Raw genomic sequence first — 21,105 nt, forward strand, 5'->3', positions numbered from 1 at the left:
AAGGCAATGGGTAAAACTACGATTCTTGTTATAGACGATGAGCAAAGATTTTTAGATATTATAACAAATACGCTTAAAGCATCTGATTATAAAGTTTTACAGGCGCTTAATGGAGAAATGGGATGTATGGTTGCACGAAAATTTATTCCCGATATCATTATCTGTGATTGGGAAATGCCGATTATGAATGGTATAGATGCCATTAAAATCCTTAAACAAGATGATTTGACAAAAGACATTCCTATAATTATGGCAACAGGTGTAATGACCACAGCAGAAAACCTGAACATGGCATTATCTGCTGGAGCGGTTGATTATATTAGGAAACCCATTGATCCAATTGAACTTATTGCTAGACTGAATTCTGCTTATAAATTAGCATCGTCATATGCAGAAATAAAAGTTAAGAATACTAAAATTATGGATCAGTTTAACGAGCTTAAACTTTTAAATGCTACAAGAGATAAATTTTATGCCATCATTTCTCATGACCTCAGGAGCCCCCTCAATGGTATATTGGGACTTACAGATTTATTAGTTAATAACTATAGTGATTATGAAGATTCTGAGAGAAAAAAAATTATTCTTTGGTTAAGAAAATCATCCTATTCTGCATTTGAGTTACTAGAAAACCTACTTTCTTGGTCAAGAATACAAAGAGGGCAAATAAAAATTAATAAAGAAAATCTTAACTTAAAAGAATTAGTTGAAACAAGTATTGCTCCTTATGAGTACAATAGTTCAAAAAAAAATATTGAGATAATAATAAATATCCCACCCCATACTAAGATTTTTATTGATAGGAATTCTTCTATAGCATTTATTGGAAATTTGGTAAATAATGCCATAAAGTTTACTCCTGAAGGAGGGACAATTACTATTAATTATAATGAAAATGATACTAATATTGAACTATACATTATTGATACCGGTGTAGGAATGACTTCAGAAACTATTGGGAAATTGTTCAAGATTGATGAGAATATATCAACCATTGGAACTAATAATGAAAGAGGTACAGGATTGGGACTTATTCTTTGTAAGGAATTCATACAAAAAAATGGCGGTGATATTTCTGTAATAAGTGAAGTGGGAAAAGGCAGCAAATTTATTGTAACCCTTTATAAGTGAAATGATTCATAAAAACATGAAAGTGAATGAATTATGTAAGTAAGTGGAGTAGGTTGCTGTGTGCGTAAAAGCGCATGGAGGGCCGCATACACTGCACTACCATTAATACAGTTCATTTAAACGATGGTTCGTTATAACTAAATTTAAGGCTACTGTAGTATACCAGCATATTTTAATATCCTATTTTCTCATAGTCGTTTTTCAGTAATAGTAGTGTAGGACTTTGGACTACCGGTCATCCTCTCATCCGTGTTCTGCTCTAAGCATATGCTTGTTCCTGTTTTATTCTAGGTTAATTAGATTTTTGCGTTTGCGCTCCAGTGTTTTGCAACTGTTGGTGTAGACGGTTCTGTGACCATTCATCCATCTTTTTAATTTTAGGCTGGATATTTTCTAATCCAAAATTATTCAGCCAAATCTTCTATATGAACCTAAGCATAGCCTACTATAATACCTACATCCTAATGAAGGGTCTTCTCTTTCACCATGTTCCATTAACGCTCAATTTTTTATGGATTCTTCTCCATATAAACCAAATCCTCGTCAAAAAAGTAACGTAGGAATTTAAAAAAGTTATAATCCGTTTTTTCAAAACGATAAAATACAGGACTTTGATCTGTTTCTCTCGTACCTCAATTTTATAGATTTTTATAACCCGCTATAACACTTGAAAACCCTTAAGAACATGAGCTTGATAAAAACGAGCATTAAAGATCATTTTTAGAGACATTGATTCCTACCATTTCGTTGTATTTTTTCATATTTTAACAATTAGAGTGTTTAAAAAGGTTGCGCTAACTATTTCCTTTGTTGGAGAACAATTTCCTCGAATTCCAAATGGTTCTTGGCAACGCAATTAAAAGAGAGGGCTGGTACGTGTAAGAGAGGGTTGTTCCAAAACAATGTATAGTTATCCTCTTTTTCTAGCTAAATTTATTTATTACTAACTACGGAAACACGTTTTGTAGAAACTGAAAAAAAAATTTAGTTACGAAGCCTAATGATATATTAAGAAAATAGATTATTTGAAATAATAAAAAATCAACTTAGGGATAATGATTCACATAAATCAAAAATCACGTTTGATGTATTGCAAGAACAGGGATTTGATGATTCTCAAGTTAGAGAAATCATCGGACAATGTATTATTTTTTTAATTATATGCAAATTAGAGTAAGAGAAAACCAGAGATCTTCTTTAACGTGAGACTTTAAACCTGAAGGATTTCTAAGTCGTACTAATGACAGCCAACATATTAAATTGAATTTAACCAAACCAATTAAATGATAGAATTAATAGTATCAATTTTAGTTGATTTTAGGATAGTTACTAGTAAGGAACAAGGTCTAGTTAACGTTGAAGATATTATAAGTAAATGTGGAGTTGTAGACGATTATAAAGGTAGACAAGAAAAGTCGTCTAGTATACTTTTGAATGCGAGATAATTCATTTTGATAAAAACTAAATTTTGTATTAAATCTTTGAATTTGATTATCTTTAAACGACTAAAACCCATCTAGACAAAATGAAAAATCTATTTCTTTTATTTTTAATTGCTATGCCGTTTTTATCCTGTGAAGATGAAAAGAAGGTAAAGGAACCAAAAGCACAAAAACCAAATATTATTTACATTTTGGCAGATGATTTAGGATATGCTGAAATAGGTGCCTTTGGTCAAAAGAAAATTGAAACACCTAATATAGATGCTTTATCAAAAGAAGGCATGATTTTTACACAGCATTACTCCAGTGCTCCCGTTTGCGCACCAGCCAGATATATGTTTTTGACCGGAAAGCATGCAGGAAATTCTTTTATACGCGGAAATGATGAGTGGACTGACCGTGGTAATGTGTGGAATTATAAAGCCATGGCTAAAGATTCTACCTTAGAAGGGCAGCGGCCAGTTCCAAAAGGAACTAAGACCATTGCCAATTATTTAAAAGAAGAAGGATATAAAACAGGTATAGTAGGCAAATGGGGACTGGGAGCTCCGCATACACATTCTGTCCCCAATGAAATGGGATTCGATTTTTTCTACGGCTTCAATTGTCAACGACAAGCGCACACGTATTATCCTTTGCATTTGTACAAAAATAAAAACCGAGTGCATTTGGCTAATGATACGGTAGCTCCAAGTTCACCTTTTCCGAAAGGACTAGATCCCAACAAATCTGAAAATTATAAAGATTATACACTAACAGATTATGCGCCAGATTTAATTTTTAAAGAACTTACCGGCTTTGTTGAAGAGCATAAGAATAGTTCGTTTTTCTTGTATTGGGCAACTCCCATTCCACATGTGGCACTGCAGGCACCTCAACGTTGGGTTGATTATTACAAAGAGAAATTTGGTCCTGAAAAACCTTATTTATCCGGTAATGGAAATGGCTATTTTTCACATCAGACTCCCCATGCCGCCTATGCTGCTATGGTTTCATATTTTGATGAAAATATAGGTAAATTGGTGCAACAATTAAAAGATGAAGGAATTTATGACAATACGTTGATTGTGTTTACTTCGGATAACGGACCAAGTTTTGCCGGTGGTGCAGACCCAACATTCTTTGAAAGTGCGGAACCTTTTGAAAGTGAGTATGGAAAAGGAAAAGGATTTGTGTATGAAGGCGGTATTCGTGTACCTACGTTCTTTAGCTGGCCAGGAAAGATTGAACCAGGTTCAACAAGTGATCATGCATCTGCACATTATGATATGCTGGCTACTTTTGCCGATATGCTTGCATTTGAAATACCGAATACGGACGGAATTAGTTTTTTACCCACATTATTAGGAGAAGGGGAGCAAACCAAGCATGAGTTTATGTATTGGGAGTTTCCGGAATATGGTGGGCAAGTAGCTATTAGAATGGATGATTGGAAGGTAGTACGTCAACATTTAAAAGATGGTGAACAACCTACCTTAGAATTATATAATTTAAAGATTGACCCCACTGAGCAAAACAATATTGCAGATAGTCATCCTGATGTTTTAGAGCGGGCAGCTGTAATTTTTGAGCAGGAACATACAGAGCCTGAAACTGAACGTTTTCGAATTCCTTTGTTAGAAAACGGGTTGTTAGCCAAATAGGATAATCTTACTTTGAACCATACATATTTTGTACTATAACATGATGTTTTACAAACTAAAAACTTTTCTTTTAAAACATACCTATTTCTATTCGTTAAAATCGGGATATTAGGCTGAAATTTAAAACGGAGAAAGTATATTTAGAGTATGAATAAGAGCGTACAATTTTTAGGGTTAGGAGTATTAATATTGGGATTTGTAAACTGTAAGTCAGAATCTAAAGAAAACAAATTTCAAGATAAGGTAACAGAGAATATTGAGCAGAAAATACAGGTAGTTGAGCATACTGTTTTAAGTGAAAAACCAGAAGAAGTTACCACTCCAGAGGGTATGGTTTGGGTTCCCGGAGCCACTTTCAAGCAAGGTGCCGTTGACAGCGATAATACAGCTATGAATCATGAAAAACCAGCAATTGAGGTTGTGGTCGACGGATTTTTTATGGATGCTACAGAGGTCACCAATGTCCAATTTGCGGCATTTGTAAAAGCAACGGGTTATGTTACGGTAGCTGAAAAGGGTATTGATTGGGAAGAACTTAAAAAGCAAGTACCTGTTGGTACAGAAAAACCTCACGATTCTATATTACAACCTGGTTCACTGACTTTCAAAAAAGCAAAATCGTCGGTACCTAATTTATATGATTTCTCGCAATGGTGGAACTGGACCATCGGTGCAGATTGGAAACACCCTAACGGTCCAAAAAGCAGCATAAAGGGAAAAGGTAATTACCCTGTGGTGCAAGTGTCTTATGAAGATGCATTGGCATACTGTCAATGGGCAAATAGACGTCTGCCAACAGAGGCTGAGTGGGAACTTGCATCTAGAGCAGGTTCATTTGGTACTATATATAATTGGGGAGACGACGCATCGGTCTTAAAGCAAAAAGCCAATACTTGGGAAGGTGAGTTTCCGGTAGAGAATACAATGGCAGACGGTTTTGAATTACGAGCTCCGGTAAAATCATATCCGCCAAATGCTTACGGTCTATATGATATGGCTGGTAATGTTTGGGAATGGACAAGTGATTGGTACAATACCAATTACTACAAAGAAACAAAGGCTAAAAATATGGTACTGGTAAACCCTAAGGGTGCAGAAAGTCCGTTTACGCCAAACAATCCATTAGCAAAAGAACGTGTAATAAAAGGCGGTTCCTTTTTGTGTAGCCAATCGTATTGCGCTAGTTACCGCGTATCTGCAAGAATGGGCTCTAGCATGGATTCTTCCTTGGAACACACTGGTTTTAGAACAGTTGCAACCGTTAAGATGTTAAAAGAAGAGTAAAGAATTCTACTATTCAAAACAATTTAAAAGACGATCTAATTCCACTATTTTTGCTCTACTAATGGGTATTTTCTTATTCTTGATCTCTATGAACTCGTGGTTGTAGCGTTCTACCATTTTCAGGTTAATAATATAAGATTTATGAATTCTTATAAATTTTTTTGCTTCAAGTCTATTGTTAAAACCATTCATGGTTGATAGAATTACATAATTGCGGTCTTCGGTCACCACTTTTACATAATCACCTAAAGCTTCAACATATAATATGCCGTGTACATTAAGCTCGATCTGCTTAAGGTTGTGTTTTACTAGCAATCTACTTTCCGGTAGTTTCTTCTTTATAGACCGTAACTTTTCAATTGCTTTGCTAATAGCAGCATCTAATCTCGCAGTACTATATGGTTTTAGCAGAAAGTCCGTGACGTTAAATTCAAAAGCGTCAAGGGCGTATTTCTGATTTTGGCTAGTAATAATTACTTGCGGGGTTATGGTTAAACCTTTTAAAAATTCAAAGCCGTTCATTATTGGCATTTCTATATCAAGAAATAAGAAATCTATCTTCAGGTTATTTACATGCGCCAAACTTTCAGTAGTAGCGCTAGAAGAATGTAATAGCTTTAAGCTTTTATTTTTATCTATAATTTGTTCTAGAAGCTTCCTTTGTGTGTTAGAGTCTTCTATAATAGCACATTTAAAAGTCTTCATTCAATATTCATATAAGTTCAATTATACATACGTAAAGAATGGGGGAAAGTTCATTTTTCTCTAATTTAAGATAAACTCAAAGTTAGAAAAACAGGTGAAAAATAGTAAATAGTTATCTTCATTACTAATTATCGTATAAAAACTTTTGATAACTATATTGTAAGTTTTTGACTCAAAAACCTACATTTGCTATAGAGAATTTAAAAGAACCACTTGATATTATGTCTGATAAAATAGAACGTGTTAAAACATTGATTATAGGATCTGGCCCTGCAGGTTATACAGCGGCAATATATGCTGCCCGTGCAGATTTAAAACCTGTTATGTATACTGGTATGGAGCCTGGAGGTCAATTGACTACTACAACTGAAGTAGATAATTTTCCAGGATATCCAGAGGGTATTGATGGTCCTACGATGATGGTCCAATTACAACAACAAGCTGAACGTTTTGGAACCGAAGTTAGAATTGGTATGATTACCTCAGTTGAATTTTCAAAAGAAAAAGGCGGTATTCATAAAGTAATCGCAGATAATGATAAGCAAATAGAAGCTGAAACGATTATTATTTCTACAGGTGCATCTGCTAAATATTTGAATATACCTAGTGAGCAACGTTTACGTGGTGGTGGAGTTTCTGCCTGTGCCGTTTGTGATGGTTTTTTCTATAAGGGACAAGATGTAGCAATTGTTGGTGCAGGTGATACTGCGGCAGAAGAGGCATCTTATTTAGCTAACATTTGTAACAAAGTAACTATGTTGGTGCGTAGAGATGAAATGAGGGCTTCTAAAGCAATGCAACATAGGGTTCATAGCATTAAGAATATTGATGTACGTTACAATACCGAAGTTGATGAAGTTTTAGGTGACCAGGTTGTTGAAGGTTTACGTATGGTAAATAACCAAACAGGAGAGAAAGAAGAAATTGCGATCACTGGTATATTTATCGCAATAGGGCACAAACCAAATACTGACATATTCAAGGGACAATTAGATATGGATGAAACGGGTTACCTGATTACACAAGGTAAGTCTACCAAAACTAATTTACCAGGAGTATTCGCTAGTGGAGATGCTCAAGATAAAGAGTATAGACAAGCGGTTACAGCGGCAGGATCGGGTTGTATGGCAGCCTTGGATGCAGAACGTTATTTGGCATCTATTGGCTCTGTTGAAGAAGCAGTGGCAGATAAATACTAGTACGCACATAAAGTATATTAAAGAGCCCAATCATTAGAATGGGCTCTTTTTTTATTCCATTTATTCAGTTAATCTATTCTAATATAGTTTTCAGAGAAGGTTCTATTGCCTTCTTCATCTAAGCTTATTTGACTGAATTTGTCTTCGCCTAGCTGAAGTTCAAAAGTAAATATACGCATGGTGTCCATAGCCTGAATCATTTCATTATCTCCGTATTCTAATGTTTCCATTAATTGGTCGTCTATAATCTTATATGTTCCATAGCCAAACCTGCCAACTTTATCAACAGGTACGTATCTGGTCCACATGATTTTCCCATTATAATACATTTTAACCTGTCTATACCCATCTGCTGTAGGTACGGTGTCAATAACTTGTTGTCCGTCATAATTATAAAAACTCTCTAGCTCCCAAGTACCTTGTATGGTATGCATGTAGTCTTCATTAATAGAATTTGTAGCGGCTGCTGAAACCAATAAGAGCATCAACAATACCAAACCTATAATTTTTTTCATAGTGATAAGGTTTTAGTTAATAAAAGAGTGAAATGTGTACTAAAAAGATACGAAATAAATATCAGAATTTAACAAAAAAAGCATCAATAAATGTAAATAACACTGTGAAAATCAAATCATTGCACTAGTGCCTAGATGTTTGGTCTGTATGAGTTAAGAATGTTGCAAAGGCTTAGGATATCCTGGTTTGTGTGTGAAGCACTTAAAACAATACGACTCATTAAGGCATCATTTTCTGTTGGATACCTAAAATTGGTAACTAGTACATCATTTTTTTGTAGAAAATTGGCAAGCGATTCATTTTGAAAATTAAAGGTAGGATGCCCTTCCACATATACAAAAAGTGAGGTATTGGATAATTTTGATAAAAAGAACTCGGTATTTTTATGCAATTGGTTTCTTTTACTATTGATAAGTTCTTGAGCGTCTTTTAAGGTTGCTAAAGAAGCAGGTGTAGCTGGACTGGCACCGCCAAAAAATGAGGTTTGTTTTAGTAGGTGGAGCCTCCCTGTATTTCCAAATATAGCTCCGGCTTGTATACCAAATCCTTTTCCCAGGGAACATGAAACCAGTAGTTCTTTTGGTGCCAATGATTGTAAAATGCCAAAACTGCCACCGCCATTTTTTCCTGTAATTCCTATTCCATGAGAATCATCTACGACTAGAATTATATCTTTCAGTGGTAGATTTTTAAGGAAGTTGTACTGCGGATAGTTATCTCCATGAAAATCGATACTATCTAAAAAAAGCACCGGTATTTTGTCTGTATTGGTCTCAAGGGCATTTTTAAGCTCGCTCCAATTTTGAAAAACTTGTTGCTGGTTTCTATATAATGCAGAATGGGTATTTGGAGCATAAAATAATTGATAGTCTGTATTACTGAAGTAATCACATACCAATTGCCCGGCTAAATAGCCAGATGACATTGTAATACAGCTTTCGCTACCCGTTAGTTTTGCCAGGTGGGCGTCTACTTCGTCAAAAATGGATATTTTAATATTAGACTTACGGGAGGCACTGTAAGCCGTGCCATATTTTTTGATGTTTTTAATGAACAGCGATTGAAAATCAGCATCGGTCTGTAATCCTAAATAGGAGGTGCCGCCAAAGTATAGGTATTCTTTACCTTTAATGACAATAGTTCTATCAGGAAATTCATTAATCGTAAACATTAATCTAACAATTGAACACCGCTACCGGCAAGTTTAGGGAAAATTACTTTTCCGTCAGGTTCAATATGAACACCCGTTGCAATATCACTTTTCAATAACAAAGCTCCGTCCATATCCACATAATCTAACTGTGGAATTAATTGCGCTATTGCAGAAATACCAACGGTAGATTCGGTCATACAACCCACCATAACGCTAATGCCTAATTCTTTAGCCTTTTTTATCATACGTAGGGCAGGGGTTAGTCCGCCACACTTGGTCAACTTGATATTTACACCACTAAAATGTAGCGCACATTTTTCTACATCACTTGCTACAATACAACTTTCGTCTGCAATTACGGGTAACACGCTATGGTGCATTACTTCTTCCATACCAAACCAGTCATCAGCTTTCAAAGGTTGCTCTAAGAACTGTACCCCCAATTCTTTTAAAAGAGGCGCGTTAATTATAGTTTCTTCTGCTGTCCAAGCACAATTGGCATCTATTCTAAAAATAGCATTGGTATGTTTTCTTAATTCACGAACAATAGCGACATCATTGCTAGTACCTAATTTAATTTTATAGATAGGCCATGGCATTTCTTGCATTTTAGCCAACATAACATCAATAGGTGCAATACCGATGGTGTAGTTTGAAATAGGATATTTTTCTATGCTTGTACCCCAAATTTCGTATAACGGTTTCCCTAGTAATTTTCCATATAGGTCATGAGCCGCCAAGTCTAAGGCACAAATGGCAAAATTTGACAAACCTTTATTTACTAAAAAGGTATGAAAGATTTCAGGCTTAGTGAATTCATACGCTTCAATTTCAGAAGAAATGGCGTTGATTTCATCCATCATGCTCTGTGTAGTAATTTTGTAATACGGATTAGAGGTTGCCTCTCCGTACCCGGTTTTTCCATTTAAAGATAAAGATGCGATCATAGTATCTTGAAAATCATGAGATTCTCTGGAGATACTGAAGGTGTGTTTTAATGGTAATGTATATTTCTTAAGGTGTACTTGCATACCACTAATATACAGATAAGGAAAGGACTAAAAAATGAAAACCCACTGATAATTCAGTGGGTTTTAAAGTTGAATTGATTGATGAATAAATTAGTATTTATGAACGCTACCAGAAACTGATTTGTTCTTTTGAACGGAGGGGTCGCCAATGTAAGAAATATTACCTCCGCTAGAAGCTTCGGCCGTTAAATTATCTGTAACATCTATACTAATATTTGCACCGCTACTAGCATCTGCGGTAGCTACTAAAGTAGAGAGGTCTTTGGCTCTAATATTTGCACCACTACTAGCATCTACGTACACTTCTTTAGCTGTACCTTCTAATGAGATATTTGCACCGCTGCTGGCATCTATATCCATATTGGTTACCAATACATTTGCATTAATTATGGCACCACTACTAGCGTCTACTTCTAACTTATCTGACTGAATTTTATTTTCGGTAGTTAAGTGAGACCCGCTAGATGCAGACAATGACGCTATATTGGGCATGGTTACGTATACTTTTTTGGTTGCTCTGGCAATATTCTCTATACTGTGGATTCTTAATTTTCCGTTTTTAATATCAGTACCTATTAAGTCAATGATATTTTCATCTGCCTCTACTGCAATGTCAAAATCAGCACCCTGGGTAATAAATACTTCTAAACCTTCAGAGCTGGAAACTTCCGTAAACTTACCGGTAATTTCTCTAGTTTCTTCAACAACCACGCCGTTGCCTTTTTCGCCAGATCCAAAATCGCCAAAGTTAATGTCAAAGCCACAAGATGAAAGTAATAAGGTCAAAACGAGTGCTACTGTTATTCTTACTAATGTTGTCATGATTATCTGTTTTTTGATTGATTAAAATGTTATGATGATGTAAAGATGATTGTTTTCTGATTTTTCTTGGATTATTATATACCGAATTGTCAATTTAGAGGTATGAACTGTATTTAGTTGATACTGTCATTAGTATTGACCTTTACGCCGTTTTGATCCAACTTCATTTTAAACGATTCTCCATTATCGTTAACGTCAATGTCAATACCATTTTCGTTGATGATGATTTTACCTTTATCACCATTATCGTTGATATTGATATCTATACCATTTTCGTTGATATTGATGCGGTTAGAGCTGTTGTCATCCTCATCTTCCATTTCAACGAACTCAGGGCAATCTTGACATTCAAGCTCTCCGCTTTCGGTCATTTTCCAGATATAGCCTTCTAGACCTTCCACATCTCTATCCGTATTTACGGTTGTAATCCAATCCCTAGAATTGGTCTGCTCATAAGTTAAAATGGTACTTACCGGCAAGAATATATTAACACGAACCTCTTGGTCTTTAAACTTAGGACCTTGTGTGGTCAAATAATCATTAAAAGAGATAGAATTACCGTTTACTTCGTATTCATAAATAATCTGGCTAGCAATATCTTTGGCTTCCCTATTAGAAGGTCCGTCAGCCTCTTTTCTAACTTGAACACGAACCAAGGTGTCTTTAGATTTACGAATACGGAATCTTACATCATCTGAAACCAAAACCTTATTACCAGCTTCATCGTAAGAAATAAAGGTATCTCCCATGTGCATGTCTTTTTCATAGTCGTACTCATCTGTAGATACCAGTCTAATATTTAAGGTGTCACTTGGGCTCACCGTAGTAATCTCATGTTCAACAGAAGTGCTACCTGTGTATGCGTGTGCTGCAGCTTCTCTAATCCCAAAGATGACCAAACATATAATAGATATCAGCCATAAGCCTAATAATGAGAATTTAGCAACACTACCAATAGACTTCAGGTTATTTACTAATATTTTTAATCCTAAGTACATTAAGAAGAAAAACGGAATACCGATAGCAAAAAATGCCAATAACGATACTACCCAGATGGGTAAGTTGGTAGAGTTAACTACGTTATAGAAATCAATACCGGGTACATGAATGATATCTAAAATACCAACAGTGAACATACCAACAAAAAGGCCTATTAAAGTAGTGGCGCCAATGATAACCAAAAGTATACCAATGAATTTTCCAAAAATCTTAAAAAGGAACATTACAATATCACCAAAGGTGTCAAAAATTGTTTTTCCTCCTTTTTTGACGGTGTCGCCTACTTTTTCATAGTCCACACTTTTTACACGATCCGCTACGTCATCAAAACCCTCTTTAACTTTACGCTCAATATTGCTGATATTGACTGTTTCTCCGCTCATATCTAATTTCTGTGCGGTTGTTTTCGCTTCTGGAATAAGTATCCACAGAAGACCATAGATAAAGATGAATCCGCCCCAAGTGAAAATGGTCAAGAAAATCCAAAGTAAACGAATCCATAATGGATCAATACCAAAGTAATGTGCTAATCCGGCGGAAACTCCGGCAACATATTTCTTTTCGGTATCCCTATATAATTTCTTTACTCTTTCCTTTGTATAAGCAGACTTGGCTTTAGGCTCATCTTCAAATATGTCCTCATCTACCATATAATCTTCTGGTTGCCCCATTATAGCGATAACTTCATCTACTTCTTTTTGAGTGATAACCTGTCTTTCATTCTCTAATTTATCATGAAAAAGTTCGGCTATACGAGCTTCTATATCTGCAATGATTTCATCGCTGCCAGGTGTGTTGGCAAAAGAACGTTTTACAGATTCTAAATACCTACGCATTATATTGTATGCCTCTTCGTCTATATGGAAGAGCATGTTCGCTAAATTTATATTTACTGTTTTGTTCATGATTAGCTGTTTTTTGAGTTGGTTACCAGGTTGGTGGCTTTTCTTAATTCATCCCAAGTGGTATCTAATTCTTTAAGGAATATTTTACCTGTCTCGGTTAACGTGTAATATTTTCTTGGTGGTCCAGAAGTAGATTCTTCCCAACGGTAGTTCAGAAGTCCTGCATTCTTTAACCTGGTCAATAGCGGATAAATAGTACCTTCCACTACAAGCATTTTCGCATCTTTAAGCGTCCCTAAGATTTCAGAAGCATATTTATCATGACCATTTAAAATGGACAGGATGCAATACTCCAAAACCCCTTTACGCATTTGTGCTTTTGTATTTTCTACATTCATAATCTCTTTTTGCTTTTTATGCAGCCCCTCTTTTGGAGGGGATTGCTCCATTGTCTCTGTTGTCTGCATAGGTTAACTGTTCGTTTTTTGTTTGATGAATAAACATCCTGATTGATTTTTTTTTGATTGATTAATAAACGCTTAGGGTGTGATGAATACCCAATATATATAACTGATAATGTTATTTAATAAACTTTATAGTCAAGGGATACTCAAATACTTCCCCTTCATTTGTCTTTATAGTTGCTAAAATGGTATAGACGATATTGATGATAAATAAGGCTGATTGTGCAAGGCCCAAAAGTGCCACAGGAACCATCCACGGACCAAAAAAATCATCGATATTAAAATTAAAATTGATGCTGTTGAAACTATGTACGTTGACTAATCCGAAATTATTAAAGTCAAATATATTAGGTAAAAACCCGCCTAGGAAAAATGGAATGCTTACCATACCTACAAGGATAGAGTAGAGTAGTATGCTAATTTGAAAGTTCAATGCTTGTTTGCCATTGTGGTCTACAAATTCATATTCTTTCTTATTGGCAGTCCATAGAACTAAGGGAATGATAAAGTTGCCGAAGGGCATAAAGAACTTAGAAAACGTACTTGCATGTATAAGTGCAGAGAGGTTTCTTTCGTGTTTTGTTACTGATTCTGTCATGATGTATTCGTTGATGATGATGATTGATTTCAATACTGTGTAAAAGCCAATTACTTTGATTACCTATTAACTTCTTATGCAAATATATGGCTAAAAACAGGTACTATGTAACACATAGTACTAATATTTAACATATTTTTAACATTTTAGAATGGTATAAATATTGATTATTTTTAACAAAACAATAGATAGTATGGCGGTAACAGCTAGTAAATTCAATATGTTCTCGTTTTTTAAGCTACCAGCTGCATGGTGGTGCGGGGTACGTTTAAGAGAAATTGATAAAAAGAGGTCTGTTGTTACGGTAAGGCACAGGTGGGTTAATCAGAACCCATTTAATTCCATGTTTTGGGCTGTGCAAGGTATGGCGGCAGAATTGACAACAGGCGCTTTAATGATAGACCAAATTGAAGCTACCGGTAAGAAAATTTCCATGTTGGTAGCTAATAACAATGCTAATTTTTCAAAGAAAGCAACCGGAAAAATAACCTTTACTTGCGAAGATGGTCATTTAATAAAGGAAGCTTTAGATAAAACTATACAAACCGGAGAGGGACAAACCATTTGGATGAAATCGGTTGGTATAAATGAAGCTGGCGTAGTGGTAAGTACCTTTAATTTTGAGTGGACTGTGAGGTTGAAGCAGAAAAAATAGTTACAATGAGAGAAAGGGTACAGTTTAAGGAAACTCAAAAATTTACACAGTGGTGGTTGTGGTTGATTATTCTTGCACCAATAGTTTTAGCAGTTTTTAATATAATAAGTAGTGTTCTATATGTATTTGGTGGATACTCTCCCGAGGGTTCAGGTAATGTCAGTATATCTTGGATATCAGGTAGAGTATCAATTTTTCAATTCATATTCATACTAATCTATATCCTTACAATTTTATTTTTGGCATTATCTAAACTTAAAGTTGTCGTCTTAAACAATGAAATTAAGATTCGTCATCTACTATTTTTTAAAAAAGTGATTGGTTTAAATGATATATCGAATTATCAAATAACCAATTATGATTTTGTAGGTTATGGTATCAGAAAAACTAAAAAGTACGGTACGGTCTATAATGTAAAGGGTAAAGAAGGAGTCTCCATAATATTAAATAATGGTAAGAAATACCTTATTGGCTCACAAAAGCCAGAACAATTATTAAAATCTCTTTCAAAATAATAAGGCTTAGCTGTAACAAAAGGTTCTTTTCATCAACTTATAAGCATCAATCAAAAACAATATACAAATGAACGCGCACGAAATAGATTACGAGATTTTTGGGGAAGAAATGCAATACGTTGAAATAGAGCTAGACCCGCAAGAGGCAGTTGTAGCCGAAGCAGGAAGCTTTATGATGATGGATACCGGTATTAAAATGAATACCATTTTTGGTGACGGTAGCAACCAGGACAATAGCGTTTTAGGGAAAATTTTCTCTGCCGGTAAAAGAATGTTAACGGGTGAAAGTTTGTTCATGACGGCATTTTTAAATATAGGTCAGGGTAAAAAGCAAGTAAGTTTTGCTTCTCCGTATCCTGGAAAAATTTTGCCTATTGACCTTTCTGAAATGGGCGGTCGTTTCATTTGTCAGAAAGATGCCTTTTTATGTGCGGCGAAGGGAGTTTCTGTAGGTATAGAATTTTCAAAGAAATTAGGTCGCGGACTCTTTGGTGGTGAGGGTTTTATCATGCAAAAATTAGAAGGAGACGGAATGGCATTTGTTCATGCCGGTGGTACATTGGCTAAAAAGACATTGGCTCCCGGAGAGGTTATAAAAGTAGATACCGGCTGTATTGTAGGGTTTACCAAAGAAGTAGACTATGATATTGAATTTGTTGGCGGAATTAGAAATACCGTTTTTGGCGGAGAAGGTTTATTCTTCGCAACCTTACGCGGACCAGGCACCGTTTACATTCAATCCTTACCATTCAGTCGTTTGGCAGGTAGAGTATTAGCATCTATACCTAGAGGAGGAAAAGATAAAGGAGAAGGTAGTATTCTTGGTACTTTAGGCGATATTGTTGGAGGAGATAATCGGTTTTAAAAATAAAATATAACTCAAGTTCAAGGGTCAAGCTCAAATTCAAAAAAAGCATAAATCATTTTGTATTTGAACTTGAAACTTGAGTTTGAACTTGAAAAAAATGAGTTTCAAAAATCAAATAGAATTTCTCAAAGAATTACAAAAAAATAATACTAAAGAATGGATGGATGCCAATCGTAAATGGTACCACCAAGTTCGTGATGAGTATATTGATTGGCTCAATAGTATGAATAGAAGACTATCTGTTATTGATGATGAATACTATGATACGCCCGGTAAAAAGGGCATAAATCGTATTAATAATAATCTAATGTTTCATCCCAATAAACCGGTGTATAAAGACCATTTTGGAGCGGGATTTGACAAGAAGCCAAAAACGGCAGACTTCTATTTTGAACTGGGAATTGACCGTTGTGTTTTCGCAGGCGGATTATGGAGACCGGAGTCAAAAGTTTTACGCAGCATTCGCGATGCCATTGATTATGACGGAGAGGAATTAGAGAAAATCTTAAATAAAAAAACGTTCAAAAGTCGTTTCGGAAATCTTTATGAAGATGTCAAATTAACGAATGCACCTAAAGGCTTTGCTAAAGATCATCAACATATAGCATTACTCAAAAATAAAACCTTTGCCGTATTCCAAGAATTTGATACTAAGGAAACCAACAAGTCTAATTTTGATGAAGAGTTAATAAACGCCTATCAAGAAATGCTTCCGTTTAGGCGTTATTTGAATAAAGCGATTACCGTTTAATTAGTTTACATCTGAAGCCGGAATCCACCTTGGTGTTAAATCTGGCTGTGTCATTAAACTATCTAATGGAAACATAGGTCTTTTAATTCTTTTGTATCCTAATCTATTTAAATCTTGGTCCACTCCACCAGGAGTAAGCGCCATGGTCCAATCGCCGCGCATATCGTACAACTCGGGTACTAGGTAGCCAATTTTTACAACTACGATATCAGCGTTTTTGGGATCTAAGCCTAGATTGGTGAAATCACTAAGATGATGATAAGGCTTCCTCTTTTTAGTTACGATGACATCAATATTTCCAACTTTTACAACCACTTCTATTTCTGCGTTTACATCACCTTCTTTAATGGCAGTAATAGTTCCTTCCAACAATAAAGGTCCAGAAAATCTATCATCTACTGCAGCTCCTGCCTTGGCTTTAATTTTACCGCCAACACCAATTTCCTTTGCCTTTGTCACAAATTCAGGTCCGGGAATAGAAGCATAGATTAAAGACTTTCCGTTTTTAGATGCAAACTCAGGTCTCGCTAATAACTGTTTTAAGGTCCATGTAACATCACCGGCTCCACCAGCAGTGGGGTTATCTCCCATGTCACTGATCATATAGGGCTTTTTGTTGCTAGCTAATGCCAGTTTTAAGCTTTCGTCCAAAGTCGTGGTAGGTGCAACAAATTCAAACTCATTACGTACATCCCAAAAACTTTGTGCTAATTTCTCGGCACCTTCAGCTACTTTTTCCTTATCATCACCGGTTACCATAACAACTGCATGGTTACGTGGTTCATCTGCCCAAGCATAGCCGATCCAAATAGCGGCATCAATAACACCGTCTTGATCGGCAACTGTAGGTACTTTAGCATAAAGGCTTTTACCAGGTTCTATACGTGTACTCGTTTTTTCTCCGGGTAATAGAATTGGTACAGGAACCCACGCTTTAAAAGCAGGTTTCCCTTTACCGTTTTCTAATCGATCAATTAAATTGGTGACGGCTCTCTTTTTAGATTCAATGGCATCTTCATGCGGTGCCATTCTATAACAAGTAATTAAATCGGTATGTTTTGCTAAACGTTCAGACACATTTCCGTGTAAATCCATTGAAGTAGAAATCAAAATGTCATTACCAAGTACTTTACGAATACGAGCAATGAAATCACCTTCTGGATCATCTAAACCAACAACGCTCATTGCGCCATGAATATCAAAGAAGAGTCCGTCATACGGCTTGTTTTCCTCTAATAATTTTAAACTTTTAGTCACCAAAGACTCATAAGCTTCACGGGTTACTGTACCGCCAGGTAATGATTTTCCAACAAGCGTAGGTACCCATTCAGCTCTTTTTCTATTTAAAGAGTCTGGTTGTAAAAATGGATATCTAGAAAAAACAGAATCACCCACTTTTGCATGAAATGCTTCTTCTGTAGAAAGGGCAGGAGAGAAGGTGCTACTTTCAATACCTAAACCTGCAATGCCAATTCTTGGTAATTGTTTGTTTATTTTAGAAGCCTGATCATCTTTACAGGAAGTTGCACAAATTAAAAGTAAAATGGCGTAAGCGAAAAATTGTCTCAAAGTACTTGGAGTTTATGTTAGTACTGAAAAGATAGATAAAAAGAGTTTAAATGTGCAAGTGTTTTTGCTAGATGACATTTTTAAAGCCATTAAAGTAAACGTATAGAATACTGCACTAATTTGTTTACAAATTACATGACGCTAGTTTATCTTTATAATCAAATATTAAATTTAATCGAATTGAAAAATGGAAGCATAAAAGAGGTAGAAAAAAAAGTGTTGTCAGATAATTGGTATACACTCAATAAATATACTTTTAAGTATCAACGAACAGATGGTACATGGGAAAAACAAGAGCGTGAAGCATATGATAGAGGTAATGGCGCTGCAATTTTACTTTATAATTCTAAAAAGGGTACTGTTGTTCTTACAAGGCAATTTAGAATGCCAACGTATGTTAATGGGAATGAAGGCGGAATGATGATAGAGGTCTGTGCCGGACTCCTAGATGGCGATAACCCTGCTGATTGCGTACGTAAGGAAACAGAGGAGGAAACAGGCTATAAAATTAGTAAAGTACAAAAGGTGTTCAAAACCTATATGTCCCCAGGTTCGGTAACTGAAATATTGTATCTTTTTGTGGGTGAATATGATGAAAGTATGAAGGTAAGCGATGGTGGTGGTGCCGAAAATGAAACCGAAAACATAGAGGTGTTGGAGCTAGATTTTAACGAAGCTATGAAGATGGTAGCCAGTGGAGAGATTAAAGATGCCAAAACAATTATATTGCTACAACGCGCAAAAATGAATGCGTTAGTTTAAATGCTGATTTCCGACTATAAGAATATGGAAAACGTCTATAAAGTGGGGTTTGGTGGTGGCTGTCATTGGTGTACCGAAGCTGTTTTTATGTCACTTAACGGTGTCAAAAAAGTAGAACAAGGTTTTATTGCCCCAACTAAAAACCTGATAGATTTTTCTGAAGCTGTAATTGTTCATTTTAATCCTAATGTTATAACGTTGAAAGATTTAGTTGCTATTCATTTAGATACCCATAGAAGTACCAAAAATCATTCTATGCGAGCTAAATACCGATCTGCAATCTATTATTTTGAACAAGCAAATAAAGTTGTTTTACAGCATATTATGAAAGAGATACAGCAAGACTTTAAGTCGCCGTTAGTTACCAAAATACTGCCATTTGGGGTATTTAAGCCATCTGAAGAACGATTTCAAAATTATTATTTTAACGATACGGAGAAGCCCTTTTGTAAAACCCATATTTCTCCCAAAATTAAGATGCTAAAAGAGAAATATGCTAAACACCTGTCAACAATAGTGTAATGACTAATAAGTATCTCTTAGCTTTTGAAGCATTTGTTCCATTCTGGTCCTTACTTCTAAGGTAGAGGTCCTATAGTGGTTATTCATAAAGCTAAAAATTAATGTTTTGCCAGATTTGGTCAAAAGATAACCGCTAAGACAATAATTATTACTTAAACTGCCCGATTTTGCATAGATGTAAGGTTGCTTGTCTCCAACATATCTATTTTTTAAAGTTCCTGAGACTCCGCCAGCAGGGAAGATAGTAAACAGTCGTTCTTTAGGAATTAGGCTATATAGCTTATCTAATACAGCGATCATGTTTTGGGGGGTAAATAAATTGTAGCGTGAGAGTCCAGATCCATCTACCCATCTAGGTTCTTGTTTTAAACTGTTCAGTTCTTTTTCTAGAATATATGTTCTAATAATTTTACTATTCAGAGTATCTTTTAACACAGAACCGGCAACCAATAATAATTGTTCTGCTATAAAATTATCGCTCTCGTGCATCATCCGCTTAAAGAGCGAATCTGAAGCCATGCCATATAAGGTTTGCTTCTTGCCTAGTGGCATTTTATTTGTTAGGCTTACATTTTTGCTCAATAGGTTTGCTAAAATTGCTGTAGTGGTATGGTTACTGGTTATGAATGGGATTTCAACAGTGTCATTAGACTGCGTACCATAAAAAAACGTATTAGAAAATTCATTTCGGTTGTTCTTGGTTGCTAGTTCTAGTACACTATCTTTAAAATATGCAGGAGTAACTTTTATTTTATTACTTGGAGTTACCATTACTACGTTTCCATTAATAGGTAAATTGTTTTTTTCGGGAGAGTAATACCATTGATAATCGTCCCAAGCCCAACCCGGACCGTATTTTTTATCTTCAAAATTGCCAGATGAGTATACTACATTATTATGTTTCTGTAGAAATTTGAACGCTGTTGAATCTTTTAGGTAAGGATGTAAAAATGAAGGATCTCCAGTTCCTTCAAAATATAATGAATCATTACTTTCAACATATTTTAAGGCAGGTATTTGCTTAGGTAAAATTTTGAGCGATGCAAAAAGTGTAAAAATTTTGGTGTTGCTGGCAGGTATAAAATATTTATGGCTATTATGATCGTATATAGTATCCTTGGTTATGGCATCCAATATTAAAACACCCGTAAATTGGTTTTTATACAAGTTAGATGAAAGCTGTTCGTTAAAAGAATTTGATATCATGGATTTCTTAGAACTACAAGCTGATAATAGAACCAAAACCACCCCTAAAAGAAGAAAATTTTTCATGAATTCGAAGTTACGAATTTGGTTAGTTATGAATGCGATAAAAATTTAACATGTAGGTTATTACTTTAACTTTTTGTATGCAATATTACATATGCATTTCTGTTTATCTTTATGCAACAACAAACCTATTAATTTAACAACAACATGTCTAAGTCTATGCTAGAGTATAGTAAAACAGTACTTAAAAAGGTTAGTTTTGATACCTTGCTATTTTGTAAAGAGTTAAAGAAAGCCTTAATGACGTTACTACCCGAAGAGGTGGAAGAGTTAAAAGTCTGGTTAGAAAGTTATATTACAGATAAGCCAGAGTTACATCAAAGTTTAGTTTATTTAAAATCATAATGAAGAGCCACGTAAAG

Annotated in this window: 21 protein-coding genes; 11 read left to right on the forward strand and 10 right to left on the reverse strand. The window is 35.3% G+C overall.

The annotated features are described in order from the left end of the window. Positions 1–6: 6 nt before the first annotated feature. The 3 genes from BW936_RS16705 (at position 7) to BW936_RS16715 (ending at position 5,500) form a co-directional block, all read left to right on the forward strand. Positions 7–1,131, forward strand: coding sequence for a hybrid sensor histidine kinase/response regulator (locus BW936_RS16705; RefSeq protein WP_076550448.1), 1,125 nt, complete (start codon positions 7–9; stop codon positions 1,129–1,131). A gap of 1,525 nt (positions 1,132–2,656) precedes the next feature. Continuing rightward, entirely contained in the window at positions 2,657–4,216 is a 1,560-nt protein-coding gene (locus BW936_RS16710) for an arylsulfatase (RefSeq protein WP_076550450.1), read from the forward strand. Positions 4,217–4,363: 147 nt separating this feature from the next. Beyond that, positions 4,364–5,500 (forward strand): formylglycine-generating enzyme family protein, encoded by a 1,137-nt coding sequence (locus BW936_RS16715; RefSeq protein WP_076550452.1) that lies wholly within the window; start codon positions 4,364–4,366, stop codon positions 5,498–5,500. Positions 5,501–5,509: 9 nt separating this feature from the next. Here BW936_RS16715 and BW936_RS16720 read toward each other — a convergent pair whose 3' ends face one another. Continuing rightward, positions 5,510–6,205 (reverse strand): LytR/AlgR family response regulator transcription factor, encoded by a 696-nt coding sequence (locus tag BW936_RS16720; protein ID WP_076550455.1) that lies wholly within the window; start codon positions 6,203–6,205, stop codon positions 5,510–5,512. A 221-nt stretch (positions 6,206–6,426) separates the two neighbouring features. Between BW936_RS16720 and trxB the strand changes: the two genes are divergently transcribed. After that, positions 6,427–7,404: a thioredoxin-disulfide reductase gene (gene trxB, locus BW936_RS16725; protein ID WP_076550579.1), complete on the forward strand. Its 978-nt coding sequence runs from the start codon at positions 6,427–6,429 to the stop codon at positions 7,402–7,404. A 68-nt stretch (positions 7,405–7,472) separates the two neighbouring features. On the opposite strand, the gene BW936_RS16730 is transcribed toward trxB, so the two are convergent. From BW936_RS16730 to BW936_RS16760, 7 genes are all read right to left on the reverse strand, one after another. Then, positions 7,473–7,919 carry a hypothetical protein gene (locus BW936_RS16730; protein ID WP_076550457.1) on the reverse strand — a complete coding sequence of 149 codons (447 nt, stop codon included), beginning with the start codon at positions 7,917–7,919 and terminating at the stop codon, positions 7,473–7,475. A 131-nt stretch (positions 7,920–8,050) separates the two neighbouring features. Continuing rightward, positions 8,051–9,091, reverse strand: a complete 1,041-nt coding sequence (locus BW936_RS16735) for a pyridoxal phosphate-dependent aminotransferase family protein (RefSeq protein ID WP_076550460.1) — start codon at positions 9,089–9,091, stop codon at positions 8,051–8,053. Next, positions 9,091–10,104, reverse strand: a complete 1,014-nt coding sequence (locus BW936_RS16740; protein ID WP_076550463.1) for a dipeptide epimerase — start codon at positions 10,102–10,104, stop codon at positions 9,091–9,093. The genes BW936_RS16735 and BW936_RS16740 overlap by 1 nt, the downstream gene beginning before the upstream one ends. Before the next feature lie 90 nt (positions 10,105–10,194). After that, complete coding sequence (locus tag BW936_RS16745) at positions 10,195–10,926, reverse strand: head GIN domain-containing protein (RefSeq protein WP_076550465.1); 732 nt, start codon at positions 10,924–10,926, stop codon at positions 10,195–10,197. A 113-nt stretch (positions 10,927–11,039) separates the two neighbouring features. Further along, positions 11,040–12,830, reverse strand: a complete 1,791-nt coding sequence (locus BW936_RS16750; protein WP_076550467.1) for a PspC domain-containing protein — start codon at positions 12,828–12,830, stop codon at positions 11,040–11,042. Between the two features lie 2 nt (positions 12,831–12,832). After that, entirely contained in the window at positions 12,833–13,168 is a 336-nt protein-coding gene (locus tag BW936_RS16755; protein WP_076550581.1) for a PadR family transcriptional regulator, read from the reverse strand. Positions 13,169–13,349: 181 nt separating this feature from the next. Next, positions 13,350–13,832 carry a DUF4870 domain-containing protein gene (locus tag BW936_RS16760; protein ID WP_076550470.1) on the reverse strand — a complete coding sequence of 161 codons (483 nt, stop codon included), beginning with the start codon at positions 13,830–13,832 and terminating at the stop codon, positions 13,350–13,352. 193 nt (positions 13,833–14,025) lie between these two features. Between BW936_RS16760 and BW936_RS16765 the strand changes: the two genes are divergently transcribed. From BW936_RS16765 to BW936_RS16780, 4 genes are all read left to right on the forward strand, one after another. Continuing rightward, positions 14,026–14,487, forward strand: a complete 462-nt coding sequence (locus BW936_RS16765) for a DUF4442 domain-containing protein (protein ID WP_076550472.1) — start codon at positions 14,026–14,028, stop codon at positions 14,485–14,487. Positions 14,488–14,492: 5 nt separating this feature from the next. Continuing rightward, positions 14,493–15,002: a hypothetical protein gene (locus BW936_RS16770; RefSeq protein WP_143744206.1), complete on the forward strand. Its 510-nt coding sequence runs from the start codon at positions 14,493–14,495 to the stop codon at positions 15,000–15,002. 67 nt (positions 15,003–15,069) lie between these two features. Then, positions 15,070–15,867, forward strand: coding sequence for a TIGR00266 family protein (locus BW936_RS16775; RefSeq protein ID WP_076550478.1), 798 nt, complete (start codon positions 15,070–15,072; stop codon positions 15,865–15,867). Positions 15,868–15,967: 100 nt separating this feature from the next. Beyond that, positions 15,968–16,621, forward strand: coding sequence for a DUF2461 domain-containing protein (locus tag BW936_RS16780; protein WP_076550479.1), 654 nt, complete (start codon positions 15,968–15,970; stop codon positions 16,619–16,621). Here BW936_RS16780 and BW936_RS16785 read toward each other — a convergent pair whose 3' ends face one another. Further along, a complete protein-coding gene (locus tag BW936_RS16785) occupies positions 16,622–18,166 on the reverse strand; it encodes a M81 family metallopeptidase (RefSeq protein WP_208611137.1) in 1,545 nt (514 codons plus the stop codon). Between the two features lie 204 nt (positions 18,167–18,370). Here BW936_RS16785 and nudK point away from each other — a divergent pair, with 204 nt between their 5' ends. Then, positions 18,371–18,952 (forward strand): GDP-mannose pyrophosphatase NudK, encoded by a 582-nt coding sequence (gene nudK, locus BW936_RS16790; RefSeq protein ID WP_244156254.1) that lies wholly within the window; start codon positions 18,371–18,373, stop codon positions 18,950–18,952. A 24-nt stretch (positions 18,953–18,976) separates the two neighbouring features. After that, on the forward strand, positions 18,977–19,474 hold the full coding sequence (locus BW936_RS16795; RefSeq protein WP_076550586.1) for a peptide-methionine (S)-S-oxide reductase: 498 nt from the start codon (positions 18,977–18,979) through the stop codon (positions 19,472–19,474). 3 nt (positions 19,475–19,477) lie between these two features. On the opposite strand, the gene BW936_RS16800 is transcribed toward BW936_RS16795, so the two are convergent. Continuing rightward, a complete protein-coding gene (locus tag BW936_RS16800; RefSeq protein WP_076550482.1) occupies positions 19,478–20,746 on the reverse strand; it encodes a D-alanyl-D-alanine carboxypeptidase/D-alanyl-D-alanine-endopeptidase in 1,269 nt (422 codons plus the stop codon). 144 nt (positions 20,747–20,890) lie between these two features. On the opposite strand from BW936_RS16800, the gene BW936_RS16805 reads away from it, so the two are divergent. After that, positions 20,891–21,088 (forward strand): hypothetical protein, encoded by a 198-nt coding sequence (locus BW936_RS16805; protein ID WP_076550485.1) that lies wholly within the window; start codon positions 20,891–20,893, stop codon positions 21,086–21,088. Positions 21,089–21,105: the final 17 nt, after the last annotated feature.

It is taken from the genome of Maribacter ulvicola, from assembly GCF_900155985.1.
GTDB lineage: Bacteria > Bacteroidota > Bacteroidia > Flavobacteriales > Flavobacteriaceae > Maribacter > Maribacter ulvicola.

What these genes read in the sequence shown, in the direction of transcription:
- BW936_RS16730 (WP_076550457.1), bottom strand. Translation starts at nt 7,919, where the DNA reads ATGAAAAAAATTATAGGTTTGGTATTGTTGATGCTCTTATTGGTTTCA.
- BW936_RS16720 (WP_076550455.1), bottom strand. Translation starts at nt 6,205, where the DNA reads ATGAAGACTTTTAAATGTGCTATTATAGAAGACTCTAACACACAAAGG.
- BW936_RS16765 (WP_076550472.1), top strand. Translation starts at nt 14,026, where the DNA reads ATGGCGGTAACAGCTAGTAAATTCAATATGTTCTCGTTTTTTAAGCTA.
- BW936_RS16775 (WP_076550478.1), top strand. Translation starts at nt 15,070, where the DNA reads ATGAACGCGCACGAAATAGATTACGAGATTTTTGGGGAAGAAATGCAA.
- BW936_RS16735 (WP_076550460.1), bottom strand. Translation starts at nt 9,091, where the DNA reads ATGTTTACGATTAATGAATTTCCTGATAGAACTATTGTCATTAAAGGT.
- BW936_RS16795 (WP_076550586.1), top strand. Translation starts at nt 18,977, where the DNA reads ATGGAAAACGTCTATAAAGTGGGGTTTGGTGGTGGCTGTCATTGGTGT.
- BW936_RS16710 (WP_076550450.1), top strand. Translation starts at nt 2,657, where the DNA reads ATGAAAAATCTATTTCTTTTATTTTTAATTGCTATGCCGTTTTTATCC.
- BW936_RS16805 (WP_076550485.1), top strand. Translation starts at nt 20,891, where the DNA reads ATGTCTAAGTCTATGCTAGAGTATAGTAAAACAGTACTTAAAAAGGTT.
- BW936_RS16750 (WP_076550467.1), bottom strand. Translation starts at nt 12,830, where the DNA reads ATGAACAAAACAGTAAATATAAATTTAGCGAACATGCTCTTCCATATA.
- BW936_RS16715 (WP_076550452.1), top strand. Translation starts at nt 4,364, where the DNA reads ATGAATAAGAGCGTACAATTTTTAGGGTTAGGAGTATTAATATTGGGA.
- trxB (WP_076550579.1), top strand. Translation starts at nt 6,427, where the DNA reads ATGTCTGATAAAATAGAACGTGTTAAAACATTGATTATAGGATCTGGC.
- BW936_RS16755 (WP_076550581.1), bottom strand. Translation starts at nt 13,168, where the DNA reads ATGAATGTAGAAAATACAAAAGCACAAATGCGTAAAGGGGTTTTGGAG.
- BW936_RS16705 (WP_076550448.1), top strand. Translation starts at nt 7, where the DNA reads ATGGGTAAAACTACGATTCTTGTTATAGACGATGAGCAAAGATTTTTA.
- BW936_RS16745 (WP_076550465.1), bottom strand. Translation starts at nt 10,926, where the DNA reads ATGACAACATTAGTAAGAATAACAGTAGCACTCGTTTTGACCTTATTA.
- BW936_RS16800 (WP_076550482.1), bottom strand. Translation starts at nt 20,746, where the DNA reads ATGAAAAATTTTCTTCTTTTAGGGGTGGTTTTGGTTCTATTATCAGCT.
- BW936_RS16740 (WP_076550463.1), bottom strand. Translation starts at nt 10,104, where the DNA reads ATGCAAGTACACCTTAAGAAATATACATTACCATTAAAACACACCTTC.
- BW936_RS16760 (WP_076550470.1), bottom strand. Translation starts at nt 13,832, where the DNA reads ATGACAGAATCAGTAACAAAACACGAAAGAAACCTCTCTGCACTTATA.
- BW936_RS16780 (WP_076550479.1), top strand. Translation starts at nt 15,968, where the DNA reads ATGAGTTTCAAAAATCAAATAGAATTTCTCAAAGAATTACAAAAAAAT.
- BW936_RS16770 (WP_143744206.1), top strand. Translation starts at nt 14,493, where the DNA reads ATGAGAGAAAGGGTACAGTTTAAGGAAACTCAAAAATTTACACAGTGG.